Annotated in this window: 23 protein-coding genes; 18 read left to right on the forward strand and 5 right to left on the reverse strand. The window is 71.4% G+C overall.

All coding sequences use genetic code 11. From position 1 onward, the window contains the following. The first annotated feature begins 3 nt into the window (after positions 1-3). Complete coding sequence (gene gabT / locus ASC58_RS13620) at positions 4-1,335, forward strand: 4-aminobutyrate--2-oxoglutarate transaminase (RefSeq protein ID WP_056919835.1); 1,332 nt, start codon at positions 4-6, stop codon at positions 1,333-1,335. 232 nt (positions 1,336-1,567) lie between these two features. Beyond that, a complete protein-coding gene (locus tag ASC58_RS13625) occupies positions 1,568-2,365 on the forward strand; it encodes an SDR family NAD(P)-dependent oxidoreductase (RefSeq protein WP_056919687.1) in 798 nt (265 codons plus the stop codon). A 60-nt stretch (positions 2,366-2,425) separates the two neighbouring features. On the opposite strand, the gene ASC58_RS13630 is transcribed toward ASC58_RS13625, so the two are convergent. The 4 genes from ASC58_RS13630 to ASC58_RS13645 all read right to left on the reverse strand — a co-directional run bounded on the left by ASC58_RS13630 (position 2,426) and on the right by ASC58_RS13645 (position 6,157). Then, complete coding sequence (locus ASC58_RS13630) at positions 2,426-3,190, reverse strand: 3-hydroxyacyl-CoA dehydrogenase (protein WP_056916413.1); 765 nt, start codon at positions 3,188-3,190, stop codon at positions 2,426-2,428. Positions 3,191-3,232: 42 nt separating this feature from the next. Continuing rightward, positions 3,233-4,402 (reverse strand): acyl-CoA dehydrogenase family protein, encoded by a 1,170-nt coding sequence (locus tag ASC58_RS13635; RefSeq protein ID WP_056919688.1) that lies wholly within the window; start codon positions 4,400-4,402, stop codon positions 3,233-3,235. Positions 4,403-4,601: 199 nt separating this feature from the next. After that, positions 4,602-5,483, reverse strand: coding sequence for an SGNH/GDSL hydrolase family protein (locus ASC58_RS13640; RefSeq protein WP_082553291.1), 882 nt, complete (start codon positions 5,481-5,483; stop codon positions 4,602-4,604). After that, positions 5,480-6,157, reverse strand: a complete 678-nt coding sequence (locus ASC58_RS13645; protein WP_056919689.1) for a uracil-DNA glycosylase — start codon at positions 6,155-6,157, stop codon at positions 5,480-5,482. The genes ASC58_RS13640 and ASC58_RS13645 overlap by 4 nt, the downstream gene beginning before the upstream one ends. Positions 6,158-6,291: 134 nt before the next feature. Between ASC58_RS13645 and ASC58_RS13650 the strand changes: the two genes are divergently transcribed. The 14 genes from ASC58_RS13650 (at position 6,292) to ASC58_RS13715 (ending at position 20,983) form a co-directional block, all read left to right on the forward strand. Beyond that, the gene (locus ASC58_RS13650; RefSeq protein ID WP_056919690.1) at positions 6,292-6,930 is read left to right on the forward strand and encodes an HNH endonuclease family protein; all 639 of its coding nucleotides are present in this window, start codon (positions 6,292-6,294) and stop codon (positions 6,928-6,930) included. 126 nt (positions 6,931-7,056) lie between these two features. Next, the gene (locus tag ASC58_RS13655; RefSeq protein ID WP_056919691.1) at positions 7,057-7,716 is read left to right on the forward strand and encodes an HAD family hydrolase; all 660 of its coding nucleotides are present in this window, start codon (positions 7,057-7,059) and stop codon (positions 7,714-7,716) included. A gap of 9 nt (positions 7,717-7,725) precedes the next feature. After that, positions 7,726-9,096 (forward strand): pyridoxal-dependent decarboxylase, encoded by a 1,371-nt coding sequence (locus tag ASC58_RS13660; protein ID WP_056919692.1) that lies wholly within the window; start codon positions 7,726-7,728, stop codon positions 9,094-9,096. Between the two features lie 167 nt (positions 9,097-9,263). After that, positions 9,264-9,554, forward strand: coding sequence for a DUF3263 domain-containing protein (locus tag ASC58_RS13665; RefSeq protein ID WP_200947831.1), 291 nt, complete (start codon positions 9,264-9,266; stop codon positions 9,552-9,554). A 234-nt stretch (positions 9,555-9,788) separates the two neighbouring features. After that, entirely contained in the window at positions 9,789-10,244 is a 456-nt protein-coding gene (locus tag ASC58_RS13670) for a GNAT family N-acetyltransferase (protein WP_056919693.1), read from the forward strand. Further along, entirely contained in the window at positions 10,241-10,615 is a 375-nt protein-coding gene (locus tag ASC58_RS13675) for a VOC family protein (protein WP_255353304.1), read from the forward strand. The genes ASC58_RS13670 and ASC58_RS13675 overlap by 4 nt, the downstream gene beginning before the upstream one ends. Before the next feature lie 4 nt (positions 10,616-10,619). After that, positions 10,620-11,669, forward strand: coding sequence for a P1 family peptidase (locus tag ASC58_RS13680; RefSeq protein WP_056919694.1), 1,050 nt, complete (start codon positions 10,620-10,622; stop codon positions 11,667-11,669). Further along, positions 11,666-12,112, forward strand: a complete 447-nt coding sequence (locus tag ASC58_RS13685; protein WP_056916421.1) for a hypothetical protein — start codon at positions 11,666-11,668, stop codon at positions 12,110-12,112. Before ASC58_RS13680 ends, ASC58_RS13685 begins: the two co-directional genes overlap by 4 nt. A gap of 113 nt (positions 12,113-12,225) precedes the next feature. Continuing rightward, positions 12,226-13,746, forward strand: coding sequence for an extracellular solute-binding protein (locus tag ASC58_RS13690; protein WP_235529230.1), 1,521 nt, complete (start codon positions 12,226-12,228; stop codon positions 13,744-13,746). Then, entirely contained in the window at positions 13,721-14,632 is a 912-nt protein-coding gene (locus ASC58_RS13695; protein WP_056916422.1) for a carbohydrate ABC transporter permease, read from the forward strand. The genes ASC58_RS13690 and ASC58_RS13695 overlap by 26 nt, the downstream gene beginning before the upstream one ends. Further along, the gene (locus tag ASC58_RS13700; RefSeq protein ID WP_082553293.1) at positions 14,629-15,498 is read left to right on the forward strand and encodes a carbohydrate ABC transporter permease; all 870 of its coding nucleotides are present in this window, start codon (positions 14,629-14,631) and stop codon (positions 15,496-15,498) included. Before ASC58_RS13695 ends, ASC58_RS13700 begins: the two co-directional genes overlap by 4 nt. Further along, positions 15,498-16,610 carry an ABC transporter ATP-binding protein gene (locus ASC58_RS13705; protein ID WP_056919695.1) on the forward strand — a complete coding sequence of 371 codons (1,113 nt, stop codon included), beginning with the start codon at positions 15,498-15,500 and terminating at the stop codon, positions 16,608-16,610. Before ASC58_RS13700 ends, ASC58_RS13705 begins: the two co-directional genes overlap by 1 nt. After that, positions 16,607-17,881 carry a CehA/McbA family metallohydrolase gene (locus ASC58_RS13710; RefSeq protein ID WP_056919696.1) on the forward strand — a complete coding sequence of 425 codons (1,275 nt, stop codon included), beginning with the start codon at positions 16,607-16,609 and terminating at the stop codon, positions 17,879-17,881. The genes ASC58_RS13705 and ASC58_RS13710 overlap by 4 nt, the downstream gene beginning before the upstream one ends. A 93-nt stretch (positions 17,882-17,974) precedes the next feature. After that, positions 17,975-20,983: a glycoside hydrolase family 38 C-terminal domain-containing protein gene (locus ASC58_RS13715; protein ID WP_056919697.1), complete on the forward strand. Its 3,009-nt coding sequence runs from the start codon at positions 17,975-17,977 to the stop codon at positions 20,981-20,983. Between the two features lie 166 nt (positions 20,984-21,149). On the opposite strand, the gene ASC58_RS13720 is transcribed toward ASC58_RS13715, so the two are convergent. Beyond that, positions 21,150-21,587: a phage tail protein gene (locus ASC58_RS13720; RefSeq protein ID WP_056919698.1), complete on the reverse strand. Its 438-nt coding sequence runs from the start codon at positions 21,585-21,587 to the stop codon at positions 21,150-21,152. Between the two features lie 414 nt (positions 21,588-22,001). Here ASC58_RS13720 and groL point away from each other — a divergent pair, with 414 nt between their 5' ends. Continuing rightward, positions 22,002-23,627, forward strand: a complete 1,626-nt coding sequence (groL, locus tag ASC58_RS13725) for a chaperonin GroEL (RefSeq protein WP_056916426.1) — start codon at positions 22,002-22,004, stop codon at positions 23,625-23,627. Between the two features lie 306 nt (positions 23,628-23,933). Then, the gene (locus ASC58_RS13730) at positions 23,934-25,634 is read left to right on the forward strand and encodes an alkaline phosphatase D family protein (RefSeq protein WP_235529231.1); all 1,701 of its coding nucleotides are present in this window, start codon (positions 23,934-23,936) and stop codon (positions 25,632-25,634) included. The last annotated feature ends 77 nt before the right edge of the window (positions 25,635-25,711 follow it).

Here is a 25,711-nt window from a genome sequence, read left to right on the forward strand (position 1 = left end):
CCCATGCTCGAGCAGAAGCGCGTCCTCGCCACCAGCATCCCCGGCCCGAAGTCCCAGGCCCTCCAGCAGCGCAAGACCGCTGCAGTCTCCGCCGGGGTCGGCACCGGCCTCCCCGTCTACATCGAGCAGGCGGCCGGCGGCATCCTGCGCGACGTCGACGGCAACCAGCTCATCGACTTCGGCTCGGGCATCGCCGTGACGACGGTGGGCAACGGCAACCAGCGCGTCATCGACGCGGTGACGGCACAGATCAACGACTTCACGCACACCTGCTTCATGGTCACCCCCTACGAGGAGTACATCCTCGTCGCGGAGGCGCTGTCCGAGCTCACCCCGGGCAGCCACGAGAAGCGTTCGGCGCTGTTCAACTCCGGCTCCGAGGCCGTCGAGAACGCCGTCAAGGTGGCCCGCCACTTCACCGGCCGGCAGGGGGTCGTCGCGTTCGACCACGCGTACCACGGCCGGACCAACCTCACGATGGGCCTGACCGCGAAGAACATGCCCTACAAGCACCGTTTCGGGCCGTTCGCGAGCGAGATCTACCGGGTGCAGATGGCCTACCCCTACCGCTGGCCCACCGGCCCCGAGGCCTGCGCCGACGAGGCGTTCGAGGCGTTCGTCGCCGACGTCCACGCGCAGGTCGGCGAGGACAACACCGCCGCCGTCATCCTCGAGCCGATCCAGGGCGAGGGCGGGTTCATCGTGCCCGCCCCCGGGTTCGTCAAGAAGGTCTCCGACTGGTGCACCGAGAACGGCATCCTCTTCATCGCCGACGAGGTGCAGACCGGGTTCTGCCGCACCGGTGACTGGTTCGCGTCCGAGCACGAGGACGTGGTCCCCGACCTCATCACCACCGCCAAGGGCATCGCCGGCGGTATGCCGCTCGCGGCGCTGACGGGGCGCGCGGACGTCATGGACGCCATCCACGTCGGTGGCCTCGGTGGCACGTACGGCGGCAACCCCGTCGCCTGTGCGGCTGCCCTCGCCTCCATCGAGACGATGAAGGAGGAGGACCTGCGCGGTCGGGCCAAGGCCGTCGAGGCGATGTTCCGTCCCCGTCTCGAGGCGCTCGCCGACAAGTACGGCGTCATCGGCGACATCCGCGGCCGCGGCGCCATGCTCGCCGTCGAGCTCGTCAGCGACCTGGACAAGAAGACCCCCGACGCCGACCTCACCGGGCGGATCAACAAGGCCTGCCACGCCGAGGGCCTCGTGACCCTGACCTGTGGCACCTTCGGCAACGTCTTCCGGTTCCTGCCGCCGCTGTCCTCCGGCGACGACCTGCTCTCCGAGGGCCTCGACATCCTCGAGAACGCGTTCGCCACCTCCGTCTGACGCCTTCCGTCCGACACCCGCGTCCGAGGGGTGCGGTCGGACGGCTGCGTCCGGCCGCACCCGTGAGGTCCGCCACTGTTCACATGACCGTCGCGTGTCGGTGACCTGCCGGTGCGGTCGGCGCTGTTAGACAGGTGCTGACCCGGCCAAGTATGAGTTGGCCGGGTCGATTCATGCCCTGACGGGCCGGTGGGCCCGGCGTCGACGGGGCCCCGTGCGGCAGACTGCCGGCATGGTGCTTCCTCCGTCCCTCGACCTGTCCGGACGCACGGCCCTCGTCACCGGGGCGGGGAGCCCCAACGGGATCGGGTTCGCGACGGCCCGCCACCTCGGTGCGCTGGGCGCGGGCGTCGTCCTCGCGGCGACGACGAACCGGGTCAAGGACCGGGCCCGGGAGCTCGAGGACTCGGGGGTCGAGGCGCTCGGCCTCGTGGGCGACCTCACCGATCCCGAGGTCGTCGCCGATCTCGTCGACGCGGCGGCGGAGTGGGGTGGCCGGCTCGACGTCCTCGTCAACAACGCAGGCATGGTGTCCACCAGCCAGCCCGACTACCTCGAGGGAGACCTCACCGCGACGACGCCCGACCGCTGGTCGGAGTCGCTGCGCCGCAACCTCGACACCGCGTTCCTCGTGACCCGGGCGGCCCTGCCGCACCTGCGGGTCAGCGGCTCGGGGCGGGTGGTGATGGTCGCGAGCGTCACCGGTGCCGTCATGGGCATGCGCGGTGAGGTCGCGTATGCCGCGGCCAAGGCCGGGCTGGTCGGCCTCACCAGGGCGCTCGCCGTGGACGAGGCCGTGCACGGCGTCACCGTCAACGCGGTCGCCCCGGGTTGGATCGCCACGGGCTCCCAGACCGACGACGAGGCCGCCGAGGGGCTGGTCACGCCGGGCGGGCGCTCGGGGACCGCGGACGAGGTCGCCGCGGCGATCGCCTACCTCGTGAGCCCCGGCGCCGGGTACACGACCGGCCAGGTGCTCGTCGTCGACGGCGGCAACAGCATCACCGAGGAACGCGCGCTGCCCCGCTGAGTGCAGGCACTCGGCGGGGCAGCGTCAGCGTCTGGCGCTCGCGCGCCGGGTGTGAACCGGTCAGCGCGGGGGCATCCGCAGGGCGCCGTCGAGCCGGATGACCTCGCCGTTGAGCATCGAGTTGTCGACGATGTGGGCGACGAGGTTGGCGTACTCCTCGGGCTTGCCGAGACGGGACGGGTGCGGCACCTGCTTCTCCAGGAGCTCCTTCACCTCGCCGGGCAGGCCGGCGAGCATCGGCGTCTCGAAGGTCCCCGGAGCGACGGTGACGACGCGGATGGCCTTGTCCGCGAGGTCGCGGGCGGCGCTCAGGGTGAGGCCGACGACCCCACCCTTGCTCGCGGCATACGCGGCCTGGCCGATCTGGCCGTCGTAGGCGGCGATGGACGCCGTCATGACGACCACGCCGCGGTCGCCGTCCTGCGGCTCGTTCGCGAGCATCGCGGCGGCGGAGAGGCGCAGGACGTTGAAGGTGCCGATGAGGTTGATGTTGACGACGTTCGCGAAGTCCTCGAGGCCGAGCGGGCCGCGCTTGCCGACCACGCGACCGGGGGTGGCGACACCGGCGCAGTTGACGACGATCCGCAGGGTCCCGAGCTCGGCGGCGGCGTCGATGGCGGCCTGGACCTGGGCTTCGTCGCGCACGTCCGCCGGGACGAACACGGCCATGTCACCCAGCTCTTCGGCGAGGGCCTGGCCGGGTGAGGAGGGGAGGTCGACGATGACGACGGCTGCACCCTCGGCGTGCAGGCGGCGGACGGTCGCGCCGCCCAGGCCGGAGGCGCCGCCGGTGACGAGGGCGACGGTGGAGTCGTTGATCTGCAAGGGTTTTCGGCCTTTCGGTGGGGAGGTCGGTATGGGGCGGGATCAGCCGCGGAGCAGTTGGCGGCTGATGACGAGCCGCTGGATCTGGTTGGTGCCCTCGAAGATCTGGGTCACCTTGGCCTCGCGCATGTAGCGCTCGAGCGGGAAGTCCTGGGTGTACCCGGCACCACCGAGCACCTGCACGGCGTCGGTCGTGACACGCATGGCGTTGTCGGTGCAGATGAGCTTGGCGACCGCCGCCTCCTTGCTGAACGGCCGTCCGGCGTCGCGGAGGCGGGCCGCGTGGAGGTAGGAGGCGCGCGCCGAGGTGACCGCCGCCTCCATGTCGGCGAGCAGGAACGCGAGGCCCTGGTTGTCGCCGATGGGGCGCCCGAACTGCTGGCGGTCCTTGGCGTAGTCGACGGCTCTGTCGAGGGCGGCCTGCGCGAGTCCTGTTGCGGCAGCTGCGATCCCGAGCCGACCGGAGTCAAGGGCGGAGAGCGCGATGGCCATGCCCTGACCGCGTTCGCCGACCAGGCGGTCGGCCGCGACGTCGACCCCCTCGAAGTGCACCTCGCTGACGGTGTCGCAGTGGAGGCCCATCTTCTTCTCGGGGGTGCCGAACGCGATCCCCGCGGCATCGCCGGGGACGACGAAGCAGGACAGCCCGCGACCGCCGTCGTCGGAGGTGCGGACGAACGACGTGTAGAAGTCGGCGTGGCCGGCGTGCGAGATCCACGCCTTGGTGCCCTTGAGCCGGTAGGACGTCGGGTCGGTCTCGTCGTCCGCGACGGCCCTGGTCGTCATGGCGGCGACGTCGGAGCCGGCGCTGCGCTCGGAGAGGCAGTACGCCCCGAGCTGGTCGCCGGACAGCATGTCGGGCAGCAGGCGCTCCTTCTGCTCGTCGCTGCCGAAGGTCGCCACGGGGTAGCAGGTGAGGCCGTGCACCGAGACGCCGACGGCGACGCTCATCCAGACCGAGGCGATCTCCTCCACGACCTGCAGGTACACCTCATACGGCTGCGCGGCGCCGCCGAACTCCTCGGGGTAGGGCAGCGAGAGCAGGCCCGCCCGCCCCAGCACACGGAACGCCTCGAGGGGGAGCTGCGGGGTCGTGGCGGCCGCCCGCTCGGCCTCGTCGACGACGGGCGCGAGCTCCTTGGCGCAGATCTCGCGGGTCAGGTCGATGAGGTCCTGGCCCTCCTCGGAGGGCATCAGACGGGTCGCAGGCATGGGGCAAGGGTAGTAGTAGGACGTCCTACTACCTGCATCGCCGAGGTGAGGGCCCCCGACCCAGCAGACGTTTCTGCCCTGCGGGCAGGTTGCCACCTACCCCCTCGGCAGCAACGTCTGCTAGCAGAGGTTGCTGCTGCAGACGGAGGGTGGGGGGGTGGGGGGCGGAGCGGGGGCAGACGGGGGGCGCGGGCGGGGGTCAGGTATGGCGCTGGGTCGGCTCGACCGGGGTGAGCTCGGATCGCTTCGCGGTCACGGTGTCGCCGGAGGACTCGCCGCGCAGCCGGCGCTGGACCCAGGGGGCGAGGTGCGTCCTGGCCCAGGCGGCGTTCGCGGCCGTCGCCTCCCGGCGGCCCACCGGCGGGAGCGGGGGCAGCGGAGTGCTCCAGTCGGCGCGGTCGGTGTCGTGGCCGAGCGCGGACAGGGCGTTGAGCGCGACGCGGCGGTGGCCCTCGGTGGTCATGTGGATCCGGTCGTCGGCCCACAACCGGAAGTCCTTGAGCGCGTCCATCCCCCACTGGTTGATGACGTAGCAGCCGTGCTGCTGGGCGATGCTGAAGATGTTGGCCGAGTGGATCGCGTGCCGGCCGCGCAGGTGGCGGAGCAGGGGAGCGCCGGACGGGTCGGTCGGGGTCGCGAGCAGGACGTCGCTCCCGGCGGCGCGCAGGCGCACCACCGCGGTCTCCAGCCGGTCGGCGATCGCGTCGAGGTCGGCCTTCGGGCGCAGGATGTCGTTGCCGCCACCCACCATGGAGACCAGGTCGGGCTGCAGCCCGAGCGCGGCCTCCAGCTGGGGTCCGATGACGTCGGCGAGGAGCCGGCCGCGCACGGCGAGGTTGGCGTAGGCGAACTCCCCACCCGACCGGTGCGCGATCCCGGCGAGGTGCTCGGCGAGCCGGTCGGCCCAGCCCACGTAGCTGTTGTCGCGGGAGGGGTCGGCGTCGGACATGCCCTCGGTGAACGAGTCGCCGATTGCCACGTAGCGGTGCCAGACCTTGCCGCCGCTCTCGGGCAGGTGGGTCTCGTTGCCGGGCAGCTCGGTGGCCGCGTCGGTGGTGTGCTCGGCGGTCGGGTCGGTCACGGCAGGCTCCAGTCGATCGGGTCGGCGCCCTGCTGGGCCAGGAGCTCGTTGGCGCGGCTGAACGGGCGCGAGCCGAAGAACCCCGAGTGGGCCGACAGGGGTGAGGGGTGCGCGCTCTCGACGGACGGGACGTCCCCGAGGTGCGGCACGAGGTTGCGGGCGTCGCGACCCCAGAGGATCGCGACGAGGGGGCCACCGCGGTCGACGAGGGCCGAGATGGCCTGCGCCGTCACGGTCTCCCAGCCCTTGCCGCGGTGGCTCGCCGGCTTGCCGGGGTGGACGGTCAGCACGCGGTTGAGCAGCAGCACGCCGCGGTCGGCCCACGGCGACAGGTCACCGGTGCTGGGTCGCGGCAGGCCGAGGTCGGTGCCGAGCTCCTGGTAGATGTTGGCCAGGCTCCGGGGCACCGGCTGGACGTCCGCGGCCACCGAGAACGACAGCCCCACGGCGTGACCGGGGGTCGGGTAGGGGTCCTGCCCCACGATGAGCACGCGGACGGCGTCCAGCGGCTGCTCGAACGCCCTGAGCACGCGGTCCCCGGACGGCAGGTACCCGCGCCCCGCAGCCACCTCGGCCCGGAGGAACTCGCCCATCGAGGCCACGGTGCCGGCCACCGGCTCGAGAGCCTTCGCCCACGAGGGGTGGACGAGCTCGGGGAGGGCTGCGGGCGGCATACCCAGAAACGTATCCCTGCCGTCGCACACCGGCACAGTTGACCCGGGCCTTGCCGAACCCGCACCGAATCCGGACCGCGTGTTGGCCGCGGAGTTGCCCACGGCGCAACGGGTTCGGGCCAGTCTCGCTGGTCATGACCTCCCCCTCCTCCCTCCTGCGCGCTGCCGCCGCGGCCACCCTCGCCCTCGCCGCGCTCCCCGTCGCGGCCTCCGCCGCCTCCGCCCTCCCGCCGCCGGCCCCGACCGTTGCTGACTCCCGTGACCAGCTCGCCACCCTGACCGTGGCGCCCGAGGACAACGCGGGGTACGACCGCACGCTCTTCACGCACTGGATCACCATCAGCGGGACCTGCGACACCCGCGAGACCGTCCTTGAGCGCGACGGCTCCGGGGTGGTGACCGACTCGGCGTGCAAGGCGACCAGTGGTTCCTGGACCAGCGTCTACGACGGCGTGAAGACGACCGATGCCTCGACGTTCGACATCGACCACGTCGTGCCGTTGGCCGAGGCGTGGGGTTCGGGCGCGAGCGGGTGGACGTCGACGGATCGCAAGAACTTCGCCAACGACCTCGTCCGACCCCAGCTCATCGCGGTGTCCGCCTCGAGCAACCGCAGCAAGGGTGACCGCGACCCGGCCGAGTGGCAGCCGACGAGCGCGACGTGGAAGTGCGAGTACGTCCGCGAGTGGATCAACGTGAAGTACTACTGGGACCTCGACGTGGACAGCGCCGAGAAGGCCGCGGTGGAGGACATGCTCGACACCGACTGCTGAGCCGACTGCTGGACCCCACGGCTCGACCCCACGGCTCGACCCCTGCTGCTCGACCCACGGCTCGAGCTGCACCGCGGGAGTCGCACCGCGCGAACCGCACCGTCGCGGCCTGCCTAGGCTGTCCGGGTGACCTCGCTGCGCTGGCCCGTCGTGCTGTTCGACTTCGACGGCACCCTGGCCGACACCATCCCGCTCATCGTCGCCTCCTACCGCCACGCCCTGACGTCCGTGCTCGGCGAGTCCGCGCACGACGACGAGGTGCGCTCGTGGATCGGGCGCCCGCTCCAGCCGGTGCTCGAGGAGCGCTACCCGGGTCGCGGGGCCGAGCTCACCGACGTCTACCGCACCTGGAACCTCGCCAACCACGACGAGCTGATCCAGACCGTCGACGGCATCCCGGAGCTGCTCGACGACCTCCACGCCGCCGGTGCCCGCACCGGGGTGGTGTCCTCGAAGAAGGCCGAGACCGTCGAGCTCGGCCTGCGGGCCGTGGGTCTCGCCGAGAAGATCGACGTGCTCGCCGGGCAGGAGGCCACCCCGCTGCACAAGCCGGACCCTGCGCCCCTCCTGTATGCCGCGCAGCGCCTCGGCGCGGCACCGTCCGACTGCGTGTACATCGGTGACGCCACCGTCGACGTCGAGGCGGCGAGGGCGGCCGGCATGGGGGCGCTCGCGGTCACTTGGGGTGCTGGGGTGCGCGCGGAGCTGGAGGCCACCGGCCCGCACGCGGTCGTCGACGACGCGGTCGGCCTGAGGGCCGAGCTGCTGGGGTCCGCCCGGCCCTAGACTCGCCGCGTGCACGGCTACAGCGACCAGCAGCTAGAGATCCTCGGCGACGCGATCCTCGCCTACTCCGCCGACCGGCTGAAGCTCGACCCGGTCCCCCTCGACGGGCCGCGGACGCTCGCCGAGCTCGACGCGGCGGCCGGGATGACGATCACCCCGGACGGCATCGGCGGACTCGCCGCGCTCAAGCTGTTCGAGGAGGACCTCGCCCCGGCGTGCATCTCGACCGACCACCCGCGGTACCTGTCCTTCATCCCATGTGCCCCCACCGAGGCCTCGGCCATGTTCGACCTCGTCGTCGGCGCCTCGTCGATCTACGGCGGCTCGTGGCTCGAGGGAGCCGGCGCCGTGTACGCCGAGAACCAGGCGCTGCGCTGGATCGCCGACCTCGTCGGCCTCCCCGAAAGCGCCGGCGGCGTGTTCGTGCCCGGCGGCACGATCGGCAACCTCTCCGCGCTGGTGGCAGCCCGTCACACTGCCCGGATGGAGGCCACCCAGCAGGGACGCCGTGGCGAGGGCTCCCGGCCGTGGCGTGTCGCGGCGACGCACGGCGCGCACTCCTCGATCCAGTCGGCGTGCGACGTGATGGATGCCGAGTTCGTCGGGGTCGAGGTCGACGAGATGGGCCGGCTCACCGGACCGGCGCTGCGCGAGGTGCTCCTCGAGCACGGGCCCGAGACGTTCTTCGCCGTGGTCGCCACGTCGGGCACGACCAACTTCGGGATCGTCGACGACCTCGAGTCCGTCGCCGCGGTCTGCCGGGAGTTCGGCATCTGGTTCCACGTCGACGGTGCGTACGGCGGCGCCGGCCTCGCCGCGCCCTCGGTGCGCCACCTCTACGAGGGGATCGAGCACGCGGACTCGTTCATCGTCGACCCCCACAAGTGGCTCTTCGCCCCGTTCGACTGCTGTGCGCTGCTCTACCGCGAGCCCGCGCTGGCCCGGGCCGCGCACACCCAGCACGCGTCCTACCTCGACGTCCTCACCGAGGCCGCCGACTGGAACCCGACCGACTACTCGGTCGGCCTCACCCGTCGCGCCCGTGGGCTGCCGTTCTGGTTCAGCCTCGCCACGCACGGCACCAAGGCCTACACCGAGGCCGTCGAGCGGACCCTGGCGGTGACCCGGTTCGCTGCGGAGGAGATCGGTCGCCGCGACTACGTCGAAGTGGTCCGTGAGCCCGACCTGTCGGTCGTGGTGTTCCGCCGGATCGGCTGGTCCCCGTCGGACTACCAGCGCTGGTCGGACCGGCTGCTCGAGGACGAGTTCGCCTTCGTCGTGCCGACCTCGCACGACGGCGAGACCCTGACGCGGTTCGCGATCGTCAACCCCAAGACCTCCGAGGACGACATCAGCGCCATCCTCGACACCATGGCCTGAGGCCGTCCCGGACCCGTCGGGCGGCTCCGCCGAGCACCTGTGTGGTGCGTGTGACGGGTGTGACCGAGCACGGAAAGTCGTCAGGCACGGCTCGCCGAACAGAATGACAAGCGTGTGATTCCCTCCGTATAGTTGCCCCTGCAAGGCACCGTCACGAAGGGTCGAGAGTGAACGCCGCACACGAGCAGGATCACGTCAGCGCCGCCGCAGGGCTGAGCGAGCGCGATCGCGAGATCATCGCCTTCGAGCGGCAGTGGTGGAAGTACGCCGGGGCCAAGGAGCAGGCCATCAAGGAGCTCTTCGACATGAGCGCCACCCGCTACTACCAGGTGCTCAACGCCCTCATCGACTCCCAGGCCGCCCTCGAGGCGGACCCCATGCTCATCAAGCGCCTGCGCCGACTGCGCGCCTCGCGCCAGCGCGCCCGCAGCGCCCGACGGCTCGGCATCCAGCTGTAGCCGGTCCCCCCAGACACAGTCACGCCCGTCCAGAATCGACTGGACGGGCGTCGCTGTGTCCGGGCCCTCGCCGCCCGCGCAGATCGGGTGTCGCTCGGCGAACCGGGTGCTGTTCGTGCCGGGTTTGCCGAACGACACCCGCTGTGCGGGCAGGGCGGCAGGGCAGGGGAGGACGGTATGGCGCCTGTGCGGCTCTGCGCGCGCCATACCGCTCGCGCGTGCTTGACTGCCGCCGTGACCGACGTGCGCACGCGCCCCGCGGGACCTGACGACGCCCTGGTGGTGGCCGGCCTGACGCTGCAGTGCGCGCTGCACCGGGGCGGCACGCCCGAGCCGGGCTTCCTCGACCGTTTCGCCCGGGCCTGGTCGGCCCAGGTCCGGACCCGCCCGGCGTGGATCGCCGAGGTCGGCGACCAGCACGCGGGCTACCTGCAGGCGGCGATCGTGCCGGCCCTGCCGTGGCCGGGGCGCAGCGAAGCGGCGGGTGTCCTGCTCGTCGACACCTTCTTCGTCCGCCCGACGCACCGGGGCCTGAGCGTGGGCGAGTTCCTCCTGCGGGCTGCCGTCGACTGGTCCGGGGCGCAGGGCCTGACCGAGGTCCGGATGACGGCGGGGAAGTTCACCCGGCCGATGGTCGAGCGGGTGGGGTTCGTCGCCCACGACGCCGCCCACCACCTGGAGCTGTCGTGAGCGAGGGGCTGAGGATCGGGTCGATCGTCGTGCACGTCGCTGACGTCGCCCGGGCGATGGCCTTCTGGGCGCCCGCACTGGACTACGAACCGCGGTACGAGCCCGAACCCGACTGGGTCATCCTGCGCCCACGCGAGGGTCGGTCCGGCCCCAACCTCTCCCTCGACGGCGTGGGCGCCGACCCGCCGCAGTTCCCCGAGATCCACCTCGACCTCTATGCCCAGGACCAGGCCGCCGAGGTGGAACGCCTGGTCGCCCTCGGTGCCCGCCGGGTCGAGGACTGGCCCTACCCCGACGAGCCGCACGACTTCGTCGTCCTGCAGGACCCGGACGGCAACCGGTTCTGCGTCATCGACGCCTCCGAGGACTGAGCCCGTGCGAGCCGGCCCGACCAACTCCCTCACCGACGTCCCGGGGATCCGGGTCGGCCACGCCACGCGCACCGAGCCCGGCTGGCTCACCGGCACGACCGTCGTCCTTGCTCCCGGCGCCGGGGCGGTCGGTGGCGTCGACGTCCGCGGCGGGGCCCCGGGCACGCGCGAGACCGACCTGCTCGACCCACGCAACCTCGTCGACCGCGTCAACGCCGTGGTGCTCACCGGCGGGAGTGCCTTCGGCCTCGCTGCCGCGGACGGAGTCGTCCGACGCCTGTATGACGCCGGTGTCGGGTGGCCGATGGGGGCGCCGGGGCAGGTGGTGCCGATCGTGCCGGGTGCGGTGCTGTTCGACCTCGGGCGGGGTGGCGAGTTCGGGAACGCCCCCGGTGCCGTCGACGGGGCTGCGGCCTTCGACGCGGCAACCGCTGGGGCGGTCGTCCAGGGCTGTGTCGGGGCCGGTACCGGTGCCAGGGTCGGGGGCCTCAAGGGCGGCGTCGGCTCGGCCAGCGCCGTGCTCGCGGACGGCACCACCGTGGCCGCCCTGGTGGTGGTGAACGCGATCGGTACGGCCGTCGACGACCGGACCGGGGAGCTCTTCGCGACCCGCTTCGGGCTCGACGGGGAGTTCGCCGACGTCGGGGTGCCGGCAGCCTCGGAGCTGGACGCGGCCCGGGAACGTGCTGCCGCGGCACACCAGGGGCAGCCGGTCCGGCCCGGCACGGCCACGACGATCGGCGTCATCGCGACGGACGCCGTCCTCACGAAGGCCCAGTGCCAGAAGGTCAGCGGGTTGGGCCACGACGGGCTCGCGCGGGCGATCCACCCGGTCCACACCCTGCTCGACGGTGACACGCTCTTCACCCTCTCGACGGGGGAGCGCCCAGCGCCCGACCTCCCGTCCCTGCACGCGCTCATGGTGGCGGCCGGTGACTGCGTGACGCGGGCCGTCGCGCACGCCGTCCTCGCCGCGACCTCGGTGGACAACGGCACGGTCGACCTGCGGTCCTACCCCGATGCCTTCCCGTCGGCTGTCAGGATGGGGCGATGAGCAACGACTGGAGCACCCCCGAGGGAATCGCCGCCATCAAGGACGCGCTCGCCGCGACCATCGAGGGGTGGGTGGCCCCGGTCGCGTACGGCGTGGGGATCAGTCCGGCGTCGAGCTCGCCGGAGCGGGAGTTCCCGCACGTGAACGGACCCGGAGGGACGCACGGCCTGCCCGCCGTCGTGCTCGCGAAGATCGTCGGCCACGCCCACGGCACCCAGACCTATGACCTGTCCAGGGCCCAGGTCGAGGCGGCCGTCGAGACGCTGGCCCCGGCGGAGGCCTGCACGTCGATGGACCACCCCAACCTCGCCGCCCTGCGGACCGTCCTCGCCGAGCTCGAGTCCAACCCGGCGCGCGAGGCGCAGGTCGTGTTCGTCGGCGACCTCGACGACCCGGTGTCGTCGGAGGCCGACGCCACCCTGCGCACCCTCGTGCAGTCGTAGTCGTCCGACCGAGGGTGGTCGTGGTCGGGGGCCGTGGCTGGCTGTCGCGGTCGTTCGTCACCATTTGACCTGACAAAGCACGAGATTGTCAGCGTGGACCGTTTCGTCCCACTGTGGAAGGGTTGCTGACGCAGGTCAACGAGGACCTGCAGTCGGTGCAGACAGCCCCCTGGCCCGTGCCGACGTCCGAGCCCGGAGGTCCCCCGATGCGTCTCTCCCGCCGTGCCGTGCTGCTGACCAGCGGTACCGCCCTGTCCCTCGTCCTGTCCGGGTGCGTGGGCGCCAAGGACAACAGCACCACCGCAGACCCCAAGGCGAACGCCGACGCCAAGGACGTCACGCTGACCATCAGCGCGAACGACGTCGTCGGCGGCAAGAACGCCGCCGAGGCCGCGTGGATCACCGACAGCGTGATCCCCGGGTTCGTCGCGGCGCAGAAGGCCAAGGGCGTCACGGCGAAGGTGACGTTCAACGGGTCCGGCGTCGAGGACGAGCAGTACAAGACCAAGCTCGAGCTCAACCTCAAGACCGGCAGCGGCGCCGACGTGTTCGCCGCCGACGGCATCTGGCTGGGCGAGCTGGCCAGCGCCGGGTACGTCCAGCCGCTCGACACCGTCGTCGGCGACACGGCCAAGAAGTGGGACGGGTGGACCCAGATCTCCAAGGCGGTCCAGCAGAACCTCACCTTCAAGGACCAGCTCTACGGCATCCCCAACGGCACCGACGGCCGGGTGCTGTACTTCAACAAGACCCTCTTCGCCAAGGCCGGCCTGCCCACCGACTGGCAGCCGAAGTCGTGGGCCGACATCCTCAGCGCCGGCCAGGCGCTGAAGAAGCTCTCCGGGGTCACCCCGATCCAGATCAACGCCGGTGTCCCGATGGGTGAGGCCACGACCGCCCAAGGGTTCCTCCCGCTGCTGGCCGGCACGGGTCAGCCGCTCTACGACGACTCCGGTGCGAAGTGGCAGGGCGCGACCGCCGGCGTGAAGGACGTCCTCGGCTTCTACACGTCGATCTACGGAGGTGGCCTGGGGGACCCGAAGGTGCAGCAGGACAAGGCCGGACGCGACCAGTCGTTCGCCGACTTCAGCAAGGACAAGATCGGCATCCTCGCCGAGGGCGACTACTTCTGGCGCTCGGTCATCTGCCCCAGCACCACCGACTGCGCGACCACGGCCATGCCGAAGCGCAACGACGTCGTCGGGTGGGCCAAGATCCCGGCGATGGCGCCGGGCAAGGGCGTGAACGGCCAGGACTTCGTCAGCGTCTCCGGTGGCGCCGGCTGGATGCTCAACCCGAAGACCAAGTACCCCCAGCAGGCCTGGGAGCTGATGGCGTGGATGTCCTCGGCGCAGATGCAGACGGCACTGTCCAAGGCCCAGATCCGCATCTCTGCGCGCGCCGACGTCAATGCCCAGACGCTGACCGACGACCCGCTGCTGAGCTTCATCTCCAAGGAGGTCCTGCCGATCACGACCTACCGGCCCTCCGACGAGAAGTACAACGAGGTCTCGCTGGCCATCCAGGAGGCGACCGCGGCGGTGGTGAGCGGGAAGTCGCCCGACGAGGCCGCAGCCACCTACCAGTCCGCCCTCCAGAAGGCCGTCGGTGCCGACCACGTCTCCGGGAGCTGACAGCGACGTCGTCGGGCTCGGCCGTGGCCGGGCGATGGCGTTCGTCGCGCCCGCGCTCGTCCTCGTCGGAGTGTTCCTCGTCTTCCCGGCGGCGTGGACCATCTACCTCGGCCTGCTCGACTACAGCCTCAGCGGTTCCGGCGCCAAGGCACCCACCTTCGTCGGGCTCGGCAACTACGTCACGGCGCTCGGGGACCCGGCGTTCACCAAGTCGCTGTACCTCACCCTGCTCTACGTCGGGTTCTCCGCGGTCGTGGGGCAGAACGTCCTCGGCTTCCTGCTCGCGTGGTTCTTCCGGACCACCCGGCCGGCCATCCGCAACACGCTCAACGTCCTGGTCCTGCTCGCCTGGATCCTGCCGGGCTCGGTGGTCGCCTTCCTCTGGCAGGCGTTGCTCGACCGGCGCGACGGCACCCTCAACGCCCTGCTCGGCACGACCGACATGGCGTGGGCGCTGGACCACCCGATGGCCGTCATCATCATCTTCAACATCTGGCGTGGCACGGCCTTCTCGATGCTGCTCTACTCGGCCGCGCTCAACACCGTCCCGCGCTCGCACCTCGAGGTGGCGCGGATGGCGGGAGCCAGGCCCTGGCAGCAGCTGCGGGACGTGGTGCTCCCGACCGTGAAGCGGCACGTCCTGACCAACACGCTGCTCATCACGCTGTGGACCTTCAACGACTTCTCGCCCTACCTGCTCACCGGGGGCGGTCCCGACAACGAGTCCGAGATCCTCCCGGTCTACATCTACAAGGAGGCCATCATCGGCGGCCACCTCGGCTACGGCTCGGCGATCTCGTTGCTGCTCCTGCTGGCCAACCTCGTCATCGCCGTGGTCTACATCCGGTTGCTGCGCAACGGCAGCGACAAGGAGGCGACCGCATGAGCGCCGCGACGGCGACCCACGCCCCCTCGGCCCGTCCCGCCGCCAACCCGGCGCGGACCATCGCGGCCCGGTCCCTCGGCTACGCAGGTCTGTGCGTCCTCGTGGTGTTCTTCGCGCTGCCCCTGCTGTGGCTGGTGCTGACGCCGTTCTCGCCGACCCCGTCGTACCGGGCGACCCTGTCCGGGTTCACGTTCGGCAACTTCGACAAGCTCTTCGCGAACCCCCAGACGTGGCCGTCCATCCGCAACTCGCTCGTCCTGGCGATCGGCTCCTCGGTGCTGGTGATCGTCCTCGCGGCGCTGGCGGCATACGCCCTCTCGCGGGTGCGCATCCCGGGACGCGACCAGCTCCTGTACGCCCTCCTGCTCCTCAGCTCCATCGTCACGGGGACGGCAGCGATGGTGCCGATCTTCCTCATGCTGTTCCAGCTGGGGATCATCGACCGGCAGTTCGGGGTGGTGCTCGTGCTGTCGGGCGGCCTGCTGCCGGCGGCGGTCTTCATGCTCAAGGACTTCGTCGACTCCATCCCGAAGTCCTACGAGGAGTCGGCCCGCGTCTTCGGCGCCTCACCCGGTCAGATCCTGCGCCACATCGTCCTGCCCGTGATCCGCCCCGGTATGGCGACGGTGGGGGTCTGGGCGCTGGTCCAGGTCTGGGGCAACTTCCTCGTCCCGTACGTCCTGCTGTCCGATCCGGCGAAACAGCCTGCGGCAGTGGTGATGTACACGTTCTACGACGCAGGCGGCCAGCCGAACTTCTCCCTCATCTCGACGTTCGCGCTCGTGTACTCCGTGCCCGTCGTCGTGCTGTACCTCGTCGTGAACCGCCGCTACGGGTTCGCCTTCCAAGGAGGAATCAAGGGCTGATGGCCTCAGTGACACTGACCGGACTGGTCAAGGAGTACCCCGGCGGCGTGCGTGGCGTCGACGGCGTGGACGTCGAGATCGGCGACGGCGAGTTCTTCGCGCTGCTCGGGCCGTCGGGCTGCGGCAAGACCACCTTGCTGCGCACGCTCGCGGGGCTCGAGGCAGCGACCGAGGGATCGGTCCGGATCGACGACCGCGACGTCACGCGGCTCGATCCGGGGGACCGGGACGTCGCGATGGTCTTCCAGGACTACGCCCTCTTCCCCCACATGACAGTGACCGACAACGTCGCCTACCCGCTGCGGATCCAGAAGGTCGCCAAGGCCGAACGCGAGTCACGGGCGCGCGAGACCGCCGAGGGGCTGAGCCTGGGGGCGTTGATGCAGCGCCGTCCGGCACAGCTGTCGGGCGGCCAGCAGCAGCGGGTGGCCCTGGCCCGCGCCATCGCCTGCCACCCGCAGGTGTTCCTCTTCGACGAGCCCCTGTCCAACCTCGATGCGCGCCTGCGGCTCGAGGCGCGCACCTTCCTCAAGCAGCTGCAGAAGTCGCTCGGCGTCACCACCGTCTTCGTCACCCACGACCAGGCGGAGGCCCTGGCCATGGCCGACCGGATGGCGGTCATGGAGTCGGGGCGGATCCGCCAGATCGGGACGCCGCGCGAGGTGTTCCAGCGTCCCGCCAACACGTTCGTGGCCAACTTCATCGGCGCCACCCCGATGAACCTGCTCGACGCCCAGGTGGTCGACGGACGCCTCGACCTCGGTGGGTTCACCCTTCCCGTCCCCGACGGCTTCGCGGTCGGTGAGGGCGACAAGGTCGTGTACGGCGTGCGCCCCGAGTACGTCCTTGCCTCACCCGGGGATCGTGAGGGGGTTCCCGGGCGGGGTGAGGCCAGCCCCCCGAAGGTTTCCGGGATGCGTGGCACGGTCAGTGCCGTCGAGAACCTCGGGGTCAACGTGCTCGTGACGGTGGACGCCGGGGAGCAGGCGGTCCGCGCGGTCGTCCCGGAGTCCGAGGAGCCCGGACTCGGCGACACCATCGACCTCGCCCCGGCGCCCGGCCGGGCCCTGCTCTACCGCGCCGACGGGGACGGCGAGCTGATCGGGTCGTGATCCGTCACGCCGGGACCTGGACCCCGGACGACCGCGCCGGGTCCGTCTGGCAGTACCTGCCGTTCGAGGTGTCCGCGTCGACCGCGGGGGTGCGCGTGACCCTCGACTTCGACCGGTCCCACGGCGCGGGCGGCGTGCTCGACCTCGGTCTCGTCGACCCGCAGGGCTGGCGCGGCTGGTCCGGCGGCGCGCGCAGCGTCGTGGAGATCGGTCCCGGCTCCAGCACACCGGGCTATCTCGACCGGGGTCTGCCGACAGGGGAGTGGCAGGTCGTCCTCGGCCTCCACCGCGTGCCGGCCCAGGGCCTCCCGTGGCAGGTCGTCGTCGACACCGACGCCACGGTGGTCGACTCCTCGGTGGTCGACTCTGCGGTGGTGGGCTCTGCGGTGGTCGACTCCCCGGGCGCGTGGTCCGGCCCCCGGTCTCCCGTCCCACCTCGTCGGCCGCGGCGTGACCTCCCGGCGGTGGACGGCCTCACCTGGCGGGCCGGGGACTGCCACGCCCACACGGTCCACTCCGACGGTTCGCTCACGATCGACGAGCTCGCGGCGCTGGCTGCCGGTCGGGGCCTGGACTTCCTCTGGGTCACCGACCACAACACCACGAGCCACCACCCGTTCCTGGCCGAGGCGGGTGCGCGCCACGGGATCGAGCTGCTGCCCGGCCAGGAGGTGACCACGGCCGACGGCCACGCGAACGCGTTCGGCGACATCGGCTGGGTCGACTTCCGGCGCCCGGGCGGGGAGTGGGCGGCGGACGTGACGAGCCGCGGCGGGCTGCTGTCGGTCAACCACCCGGTGTCCGGGGACTGCGCCTGGCGGCACCCTCCGCCCGCCTCAGCCGGTGGCGCGCCGACCTCGCCCGCCCCGGCGGCGGAGGTCTGGCACTCGTCGTGGACCGACCGCGCCGACGGCGGCCCGTTGGCCTGGTGGATCGCTGCCGGGAGTCCGCTCCCGTTGGGGGGCAGCGACTTCCACCGTCCCGGTCACGACGCGGCCCCCGGATCACCCACGACGTGGGTGGCGTGCGAGGACGGCGACGTGCTCGGCGGGATGCTCGCGGGCCGCACCGCGGTCTCGGCCGGCCCGGACGCGCCGCTGCTCCTGCGGGTCGGTGACGAGCTCGTGGCGATCGATGCCGACGGCACGATGCTCGTCTGCCCGGATGGTCGCCGGTCGCCGGTCCGTGGTGACCGTGCCATCGTCGGAGGCCACGAGGGCCACCACCTCCTCGAGCTCACCGACCGCACCGTCGTCGCCATCGCCGCCTGACGACCGCCCCGACCGCCCCCGCCCGCCCCGTCCCGCCCGCTGGACCCCGCGCCATACCTGTCGGAACCACTCGCCCCCACGAGAAGGAGCACCATGCACGACGACCGTCGCCTCATCGAAGGACGGCTCCGCCGGACCCTGCAGCGGATCGAGGGCGCCGTGTGGTCGGCCCCGGTACCGGTCGACCTGGGCCGCTGGGACGCGCCCGGCGAGCCCGTCCCGGTCGAGGAGGGCCTCGCCGCCCCGTATGCCGCCGCGCAGGTGAACGACCGCTGGGGGCCGCCCTGGGGCACCACCTGGTGGCGGGTGCGGGCGACCGTGCCCGACACGCACGCGGGGCGACCGGTCGACCTGAGGCTCGACCTGGGGTTCGACCCGCTGCGCACCGGGTTCCACGTCGAGGGCCTCGTCTACCGGGCCGACGGCACCCCGGTGAAGGGGCTCAACCCGCGCAACCAGTGGGTGCGCGTCACCGACGAGGCGAAGGGTGGTGAGGAGGTCGAGCTGTTCGTCGAGTCGGCCTCCAACCCGCTGCTGCTGGGTGGGGGCGGGTTCGACTTCACTCCGTCCCCGCTCGGCGAGAAGGAGACGGCCGGGAGCGAACCGCTGTACTCCGTCGTGCGCGCCGAGCTCGCCGTCTTCGAGCAGGAGGTCTGGGAGCTCCAGCAGGACCTCGAGGTGCTGGGTCAGCTCGCCTCCGAGCTGCCCGGGAGCGACCCGCGCCAGTGGCAGCTGCTGCGCGCGATCGACCGGGCGTTCGACGTCCTCGACACCTCCGACATCAGCGGGTCCGCCTCGGCCGCGAGGGCGCAGCTCGCCGGGGTCCTGGCCGACCCGGCCCGCGCCAGTGCCCACCGCATCTCGGCCGTGGGCCACGCCCACATCGACTCGGCCTGGTTGTGGCCGGTGCGCGAGACCGTCCGCAAGGTCGCCCGCACCAGCTCGAACGTCCTCGCACTCATGGACGAGCACCCCGAGCTGGTCTACGCGATGTCGTCGGCCCAGCAGTTCGCGTGGCTGCGCGACCACCGGCCGGAGGTGTGGGCCGGGGTGGTCGAGCGCGTCCGTGAGGGCCGGTTCGTCCCCGTCGGCGGGATGTGGGTCGAGTCCGACACGAACATGCCCGGCGGCGAGGCGCTGGCGCGCCAGCTCAACCACGGGAAGCGCTTCTTCCTCGACGAGTTCGGCATCGAGACGCGCGAGGTGTGGCTGCCGGACTCGTTCGGGTACACCGCCGCGCTGCCGCAGCTCATCGCGCTCTCGGCGTCGCAGTGGTTCCTCACCCAGAAGATCTCCTGGAACACGACGAACCGCTTCCCGCACCACTCGTTCCGCTGGGAGGGGCTGGACGGCACGCGGATCTTCACGCACTTCCCGCCGGCCGACACCTACGGCTCGGAGGTCTCCGGCGCCGAGGTGGCGCACGCCGCCCGCAACTTCTCCGACAAGGGCGACGCGACCCGCTCGCTGCTGCCGTTCGGCTGGGGCGACGGTGGTGGCGGCCCCACCCGCGAGATGCTCGCGCGGGCTGCACGGCTGAAGGACCTGGACGGCTCGGCGCGGGTCGAGGTCGAGCGGCCGGATGCGTTCTTCGAGCAGGCCGAGGCGGAGTACCCCGACGCGCCGGTCTGGGTCGGTGAGCTCTACCTCGAGATGCACCGCGGCACGTACACGTCGCAGGCCAAGACCAAGCAGGGCAACCGTCGCAGCGAGCACCTGCTGCGCGAGGCCGAGCTCTGGGCGAGCACCGCCACGGTCCGCACCGGCGCGGCATATCCGTTGGAGGAGCTGGACCGGATCTGGAAGGTGGTGCTGCTGCAGCAGTTCCACGACATCCTCCCCGGCTCCTCGATCGGGTGGGTGCACCGCGAGGCGGTCGCCAACTACGAGGCCGTGGCTGGGGAACTCACCGCGATCATCGAAGGGGCCCAGGCGGCCCTGGCCGGGGACGGCGATGTCGACGTGGCGTTCAACGCGAGCCCGCACCCGCGCGGGGGAGTCGCCGCGCTCGGTGGCGGCCCACGCGCCGCTGACCTGGCTGAGGTGGAGGTCGCCGCCGAGGGTGACGGGTGGGTGCTGTCCAACGGGCTCGTCCGCGCGGTCGTCGACGCGCGGGGGCTGCTCACCTCCGTGGTCGACACGACCACCGGCCGGGAGGCGCTGGCCCCCGGTGCCGCCGGCAACCTGCTCCAGCTGCACCCCGACACCCCTGTCGACTTCGACGCCTGGGACGTCGACGCCTACTACCGGCGGACCTGGACCGACCTCACGGACGTCTCGTCGCTCTCGGCCGTGGACGGTGGGGTCCGTGTCGTGCGGCACTTCGGGGAGTCCACCGTCACCCAGCTCGTGACCCTGACGCCGGGCGAGGCCCGGGTCGACGTCGACACCGAGGTGGACTGGCGCGAGCGCGAGAAGATCCTCAAGGCCGGGTTCGACCTCGACGTGACGACGGAGCGCTCGACCGCCGAGGTGCAGTTCGGCCACGTCCAGCGCCCGACCCACACCAACACGTCGTGGGACGCGGCCAAGTTCGAGATCTGCGCGCACCGCTGGGTCCACGTGGGCGAGCCCGGGTACGGCGCGGCCGTCGTCAACGACTCGACCTACGGCCACGACGTCACCCGCCGCGACCGTGACGGCGGCGGCACCACGACGCAGGTCCGGCTCTCCCTGCTCCGCGCCCCGCAGAGCCCCGACCCGGTCGCCGACCTCGGGGTCCACCGCCTCCGGTATGCCGTCGTCCCCGGCGCCGGGATCGCCGACGCCATCCGCGAGGGGTACCGGATCAACCTCCCCCTGCGGACGGTCCCCGGCTCAGGAGCCGTGGTCGAGCCGCTGGTCACCGTGTCGGAGGGCTCCGCCGTCGTCGAGGCGGTCAAGCTGGCCGACGACGGGTCGGGTGACGTCGTGGTCCGGCTCTACGAGTCGCTGGGGTCCCGGAGCTCGGCCACCGTGCTGGCAGGGTTCGAGTTCGGTGGGGTGGAGGCGGTCGACCTGCTCGAGCGCCCGCTGCCGACTCCGGGCGTCGAGGCCGTCGACGGTGGCGTGGGGCTCGCCCTGCGCCCGTTCCAGGTGGTCACCCTGCGCTTCACCCGCTGACCCCGGCCCGCTCGCTGTCCCCACGCCCCACGCCTCGAGCCCCACGCCCCGAGCCCCGAGCCCCGTACTGCAGCAACCTCTGCTAGCAGAGGTTGCTGCAGTACGGGCAGGGAGCAACCTGTGGCCACGGCAGCAGCCTAGGCTGGGTCGAGCAGGTGCCTCGAGGTCAGGCGTCGGCGTCCATCGCGTCGAAGGCCAGCTCGACCGTCTCCAGCACCACGTCGCTGGACGACGCGTCGAGCGGGGTGAGCCGGTGGACGACGGGGAACGCGTTGCGGAACCGCCAGGTCAGCGCCGGCGAACCCGTCGCGTCGAGCAGCCGCACGGCGACGTCGCGGTCGACCGACGGGTCGCCGTCACGAGCGGCGGTCCACCAGTGCCAGAGCTCCAGGTCGTTCGTCAGTCCCCGCGAGAGCACGAGGTGGGAGTAGTGCGATAGCCCCGGCGCCTTGCGGGAGGCCGACGTCCTGTCGGTGCCGGAGCGATGGGCGACCTCGTCGACCACCGCCTGGGGCAGCTCGACGCGGGAGAACGAGGAGCTCACGAGTCCGTCGATCTCGACCTGGAAGTTCGAGCCCTCGAACGGCTCGGGTGGCGCTGCCATGGCTCAGGCTCCCACCAGGACCCGGCCCCGCGCCATACCCCTCCCGCCACCGTCCGCCGACGGTGCGTGCTCACGGTGACGGCTGCGTCGTCCACGCGAATCGAGGGCGCGACGGCCGGTGATCGCAGTGACCGGCAAGCGTCCCCGAGGTGGCCGGCGGACGACCGCGAGTGTTCACGGTGAGCGGTTCGCGGGGCCGGTGTGGTCGAGGTGTCCCGGGACTGGGTCGAGGCGTTTGCACTCTCGGGGGGAGAGTGCCAATAATGGCGGTTAGCACTCTCACCATGAGAGTGACAATCATGGCCTCAAAGTGAGGTCCGGGGAACGTGTGCGACGTGAGCCGCCGGAACCGGGCCGTCCGTCGCGGGCACGGCGAGGCCGCCACACACGATTCGCGTGGGAGGAACCACCCGAATGGCCAAGATCATCGCATTCGATGAAGAGGCACGTCGCGGTCTCGAGCGGGGCATGAACATCCTCGCCGACGCCGTCCGCGTCACCCTCGGCCCGAAGGGCCGCAACGTCGTCCTCGAGAAGAAGTGGGGCGCCCCCACGATCACCAACGATGGCGTGTCCATCGCCAAGGAGATCGAGCTCGACGACCCGTACGAGAAGATCGGTGCCGAGCTCGTCAAGGAGGTCGCCAAGAAGACCGACGACGTCGCTGGCGACGGCACCACCACCGCCACCGTCCTCGCCCAGGCCCTCGTCAAGGAGGGTCTGCGCAACGTCGCGGCAGGCGCCAACCCGATGGCCCTCAAGCGCGGGATCGAGAAGGCCGTCGAGGCCGTCTCCGCCCAGCTGCTCGAGATGGCCAAGGACGTCGAGACCAAGGAGCAGATCGCTTCGACGGCCTCGATCTCCGCTGCTGACCCCCTGATCGGCGAGATGATCGCCGAGGCCATGGACAAGGTCGGCAAGGAAGGCGTCATCACCGTCGAGGAGAGCAACACCTTCGGCCTCGAGCTCGAGCTCACCGAGGGCATGCGCTTCGACAAGGGCTACATCAGCCACTACTTCGTGACTGACACCGAGCGCATGGAGGCCGTGCTCGAGGACCCCTACGTCCTCGTCGTGAACTCCAAGATCTCCGGCATCAAGGATCTGCTGCCCCTCCTCGAGAAGGTCATGCAGTCCGGCAAGCCGCTGCTCATCATCGCCGAGGACGTCGACGGCGAAGCGCTGTCGACCCTGGTGGTCAACAAGATCCGTGGCACCTTCAAGTCCGTCGCCGTCAAGGCCCCGGGCTTCGGTGACCGTCGCAAGGCCATGCTGGCCGACATCGCCATCCTCACCGGTGGCCAGGTCATCTCCGAGGAGGTCGGCCTCAAGCTCGACACCGCGGAGCTCGACCTGCTCGGCCGTGCGCGCAAGGTCGTCGTCACCAAGGACGAGACCACGATCGTCGAGGGTTCGGGCGACGCCGACCAGATCCAGGGTCGCGTCAACCAGATCCGCGCCGAGATCGACAAGTCGGACAGCGACTACGACCGCGAGAAGCTGCAGGAGCGCCTGGCCAAGCTGGCCGGCGGCGTTGCAGTCATCAAGGCCGGTGCCGCGACCGAGGTCGAGCTCAAGGAGCGCAAGCACCGCATCGAGGACGCCGTGCGCAACGCCAAGGCTGCTGTCGAGGAGGGGATCGTCGCCGGTGGTGGCGTGGCCCTGCTCCAGGCGACTAAGGCCGCGTTCGAGAAGCTCGAGCTCGAGGGTGACGAGGCCACCGGCGCGAACATCGTCCGCGTCGCCGCGTCCGCTCCGCTCAAGCAGATCGCGATCAACGCCGGCCTCGAGGGCGGCGTCGTCTCCGAGAAGGTCTCCAACCTGCCTGCGGGCTGGGGCCTCAACGCTGCGAGCGGCGAGTACGTCGACCTCATCGCCGCGGGCATCATCGACCCGGCGAAGGTGACGCGTTCCGCGCTGCAGAACGCCGCGTCGATCGCTGCGCTGTTCCTCACCACCGAGGCCGTCATCGCGGACAAGCCCGAGAAGGCTGCCGCTGCGGCTCCCGGTGGCGACGAGATGGGCGGCATGGGCTTCTGAGCCCAGCTCCCACCGAGTCACCAGCACGACACGGAGGGCGGTTCCCCGAGAGGGGGGCCGCCCTTCGGCGTGAGCCGACATGTCGCAGCGGCGTGAGCCGACATGTCGCAGCGGCGTGAGCCGACATGTCGCTTCGGCGTGAGCCGACATGTCGCTTCGGCGTGAGCCGACATGTCGCAGCGGCGTGGGCGCCGCGGGTGCCCCGACGGCACGGTATGGCGCCATACCGCGCCATACCGTGCGGGGCCGGTCGTCCGCCCAGGGGTTTGCCACCCACGGCACAGTCGGTGCGTGTAGAAACGGTGCGTGCCCGAACTCGACGCGACCCCGCTCACGCTTGGCCCCCTGCTGCGCCACGTGGCGGAGACGAGCGCGACCGTGTGGGTGCAGACGCGGGACGCGGCGACAGTGACGGTGCGGGCGTTCGACCGGTCGTGGGATGCGCCGACGTTCGCCGCGCACGGCCACCACTACGCCCTGGTCGTCCTCGACGGCCTCGAGCCGGGGGCCACGAGCGAGTACACCGTCGACGTCGACGGGTCCCAGGTCTGGCCGTCCACGGCCGAGCCGGAGGGGTCGCTCGCCGCCACGCTCCCGGCCAGCCGGATCACGACGCTGCTGCGCAGCGAGCCGACGCGGATGGCGTTCGGCTCGTGCCGCACGAGCGTGCCCCACGACGCCGAGGGCAACCAGAGCAACGGGGTCGACGCGCTGCGTGCCTACGCCCACCACCTCCGGGGAGCGGACCCGGCGCACTGGCCGCACCTCGTGGTCTTCCTGGGCGACCAGGTCTACGCCGACGAGACCTCGGAGGAGATGCGCGAGTTCATCGCCGCCCGACGCAGCCTCGACGAGCCGCCGGGCGAGGAGCTCAAGGACTACGTGGAGTACGCGCACCTCTACCGGCTCGCGTGGTCCGACCCCCTCAACCGCTGGCTGCTGTCGACGCTGCCGAGCGCGATGATCTTCGACGACCACGACATCCGCGACGACTGGAACACCTCGCAGGACTGGCACCGGGAGATGAACCGCAAGCCGTGGTGGCACGACCGCATCGTCGGCGGTCTCGCGTCGTACTGGGTCTACCAGCACGTCGGCAACCTCAGTCCCGAGGGCCTCGCGGACGACGAGGTGTGGCAGCTCATCGCCCAGCACGCGGAGTCGGGAGCCGAGGGCGAGCTCGACCTCACCGAGGTGCTCGACACCTTCGCCGAACGCGTCGACAAGCACCCCGAGACCTATCGCTGGAGCTACTCCCGCGACCTCGGCGACTCCAGGCTCGTCGTGGTGGACAGCCGCGCCGCCCGGTTGCTCGAGCCCGACCGCCGATCGATCCTCGACGACGACGAGATGGCCTGGCTCGACGGTGAGCTGCGCGGCGACGTCGACCACCTGTTCATCGGCACCTCGCTGCCGTTCCTCATGGCCCAGGGGATCCACGACCTCGAGGCGATCAACGAGGCGATGGCCACCGGTGCCTGGGGTCCGCGGGTCGCGACGTGGGGCGAGAAGATGCGCCGCGCGCTCGACCTCGAGCACTGGGCGGCGTTCCAGGACGGCTTCGCCAAGGTGCTCGCCATGGTGGTGGAGGTCGCGGAGGGCAAGCGGGGTCGGGCCCCGGGAACCATCACCTTCCTCTCGGGCGACGTGCACAACTCCTACGTCACCGAGATCGAGCCGGGTCAGCTCCCCGCCGGCTCGAGCCGGATCATCCAGGCGGTCTGCTCCCCGATCCGCAACCCCCTGCCGCGCCAGGCCCGCATCGCCCAGGCCATGCTGGGCAAGGGCCTGGCCCGCCCGCTCAAGCTGCTGGTGCGCCGCACGCCGAAGGTACCCAACGCGCCCTACGACTGGCCGATGACCGAAGGACCGTGGTTCGACAACAACCTCGCGACCCTCGAGGTCCGGGGGCGGGGCCTCGTCATGCGCTGGGACATGGGGGTCGTGCGGGGCGAGCGGTATGACGCGCCGGACCTCGAGCAGGTGGCTCGCGTCGTCATCAGCTGACAGTTCGTCCGGGTGCGGACGGGATGCGGGTGGTTTGTCACCGGGCTGCTGACGATCCGGCTCAGGGTCGGCTCAGG

Source organism: Phycicoccus sp. Root101, from assembly GCF_001426245.1.
In the GTDB taxonomy this organism is placed as follows: domain Bacteria; phylum Actinomycetota; class Actinomycetes; order Actinomycetales; family Dermatophilaceae; genus Pedococcus.

What these genes read in the sequence shown, in the direction of transcription:
- gabT (WP_056919835.1), top strand. Translation starts at nt 4, where the DNA reads ATGCTCGAGCAGAAGCGCGTCCTCGCCACCAGCATCCCCGGCCCGAAG.
- ASC58_RS13635 (WP_056919688.1), bottom strand. Translation starts at nt 4,402, where the DNA reads ATGCCTGCGACCCGTCTGATGCCCTCCGAGGAGGGCCAGGACCTCATC.
- groL (WP_056916426.1), top strand. Translation starts at nt 22,002, where the DNA reads ATGGCCAAGATCATCGCATTCGATGAAGAGGCACGTCGCGGTCTCGAG.
- ASC58_RS13685 (WP_056916421.1), top strand. Translation starts at nt 11,666, where the DNA reads ATGAGCAACGACTGGAGCACCCCCGAGGGAATCGCCGCCATCAAGGAC.
- ASC58_RS13700 (WP_082553293.1), top strand. Translation starts at nt 14,629, where the DNA reads ATGAGCGCCGCGACGGCGACCCACGCCCCCTCGGCCCGTCCCGCCGCC.
- ASC58_RS13705 (WP_056919695.1), top strand. Translation starts at nt 15,498, where the DNA reads ATGGCCTCAGTGACACTGACCGGACTGGTCAAGGAGTACCCCGGCGGC.
- ASC58_RS13645 (WP_056919689.1), bottom strand. Translation starts at nt 6,157, where the DNA reads ATGCCGCCCGCAGCCCTCCCCGAGCTCGTCCACCCCTCGTGGGCGAAG.
- ASC58_RS13650 (WP_056919690.1), top strand. Translation starts at nt 6,292, where the DNA reads ATGACCTCCCCCTCCTCCCTCCTGCGCGCTGCCGCCGCGGCCACCCTC.
- ASC58_RS13625 (WP_056919687.1), top strand. Translation starts at nt 1,568, where the DNA reads ATGGTGCTTCCTCCGTCCCTCGACCTGTCCGGACGCACGGCCCTCGTC.
- ASC58_RS13715 (WP_056919697.1), top strand. Translation starts at nt 17,975, where the DNA reads ATGCACGACGACCGTCGCCTCATCGAAGGACGGCTCCGCCGGACCCTG.
- ASC58_RS13720 (WP_056919698.1), bottom strand. Translation starts at nt 21,587, where the DNA reads ATGGCAGCGCCACCCGAGCCGTTCGAGGGCTCGAACTTCCAGGTCGAG.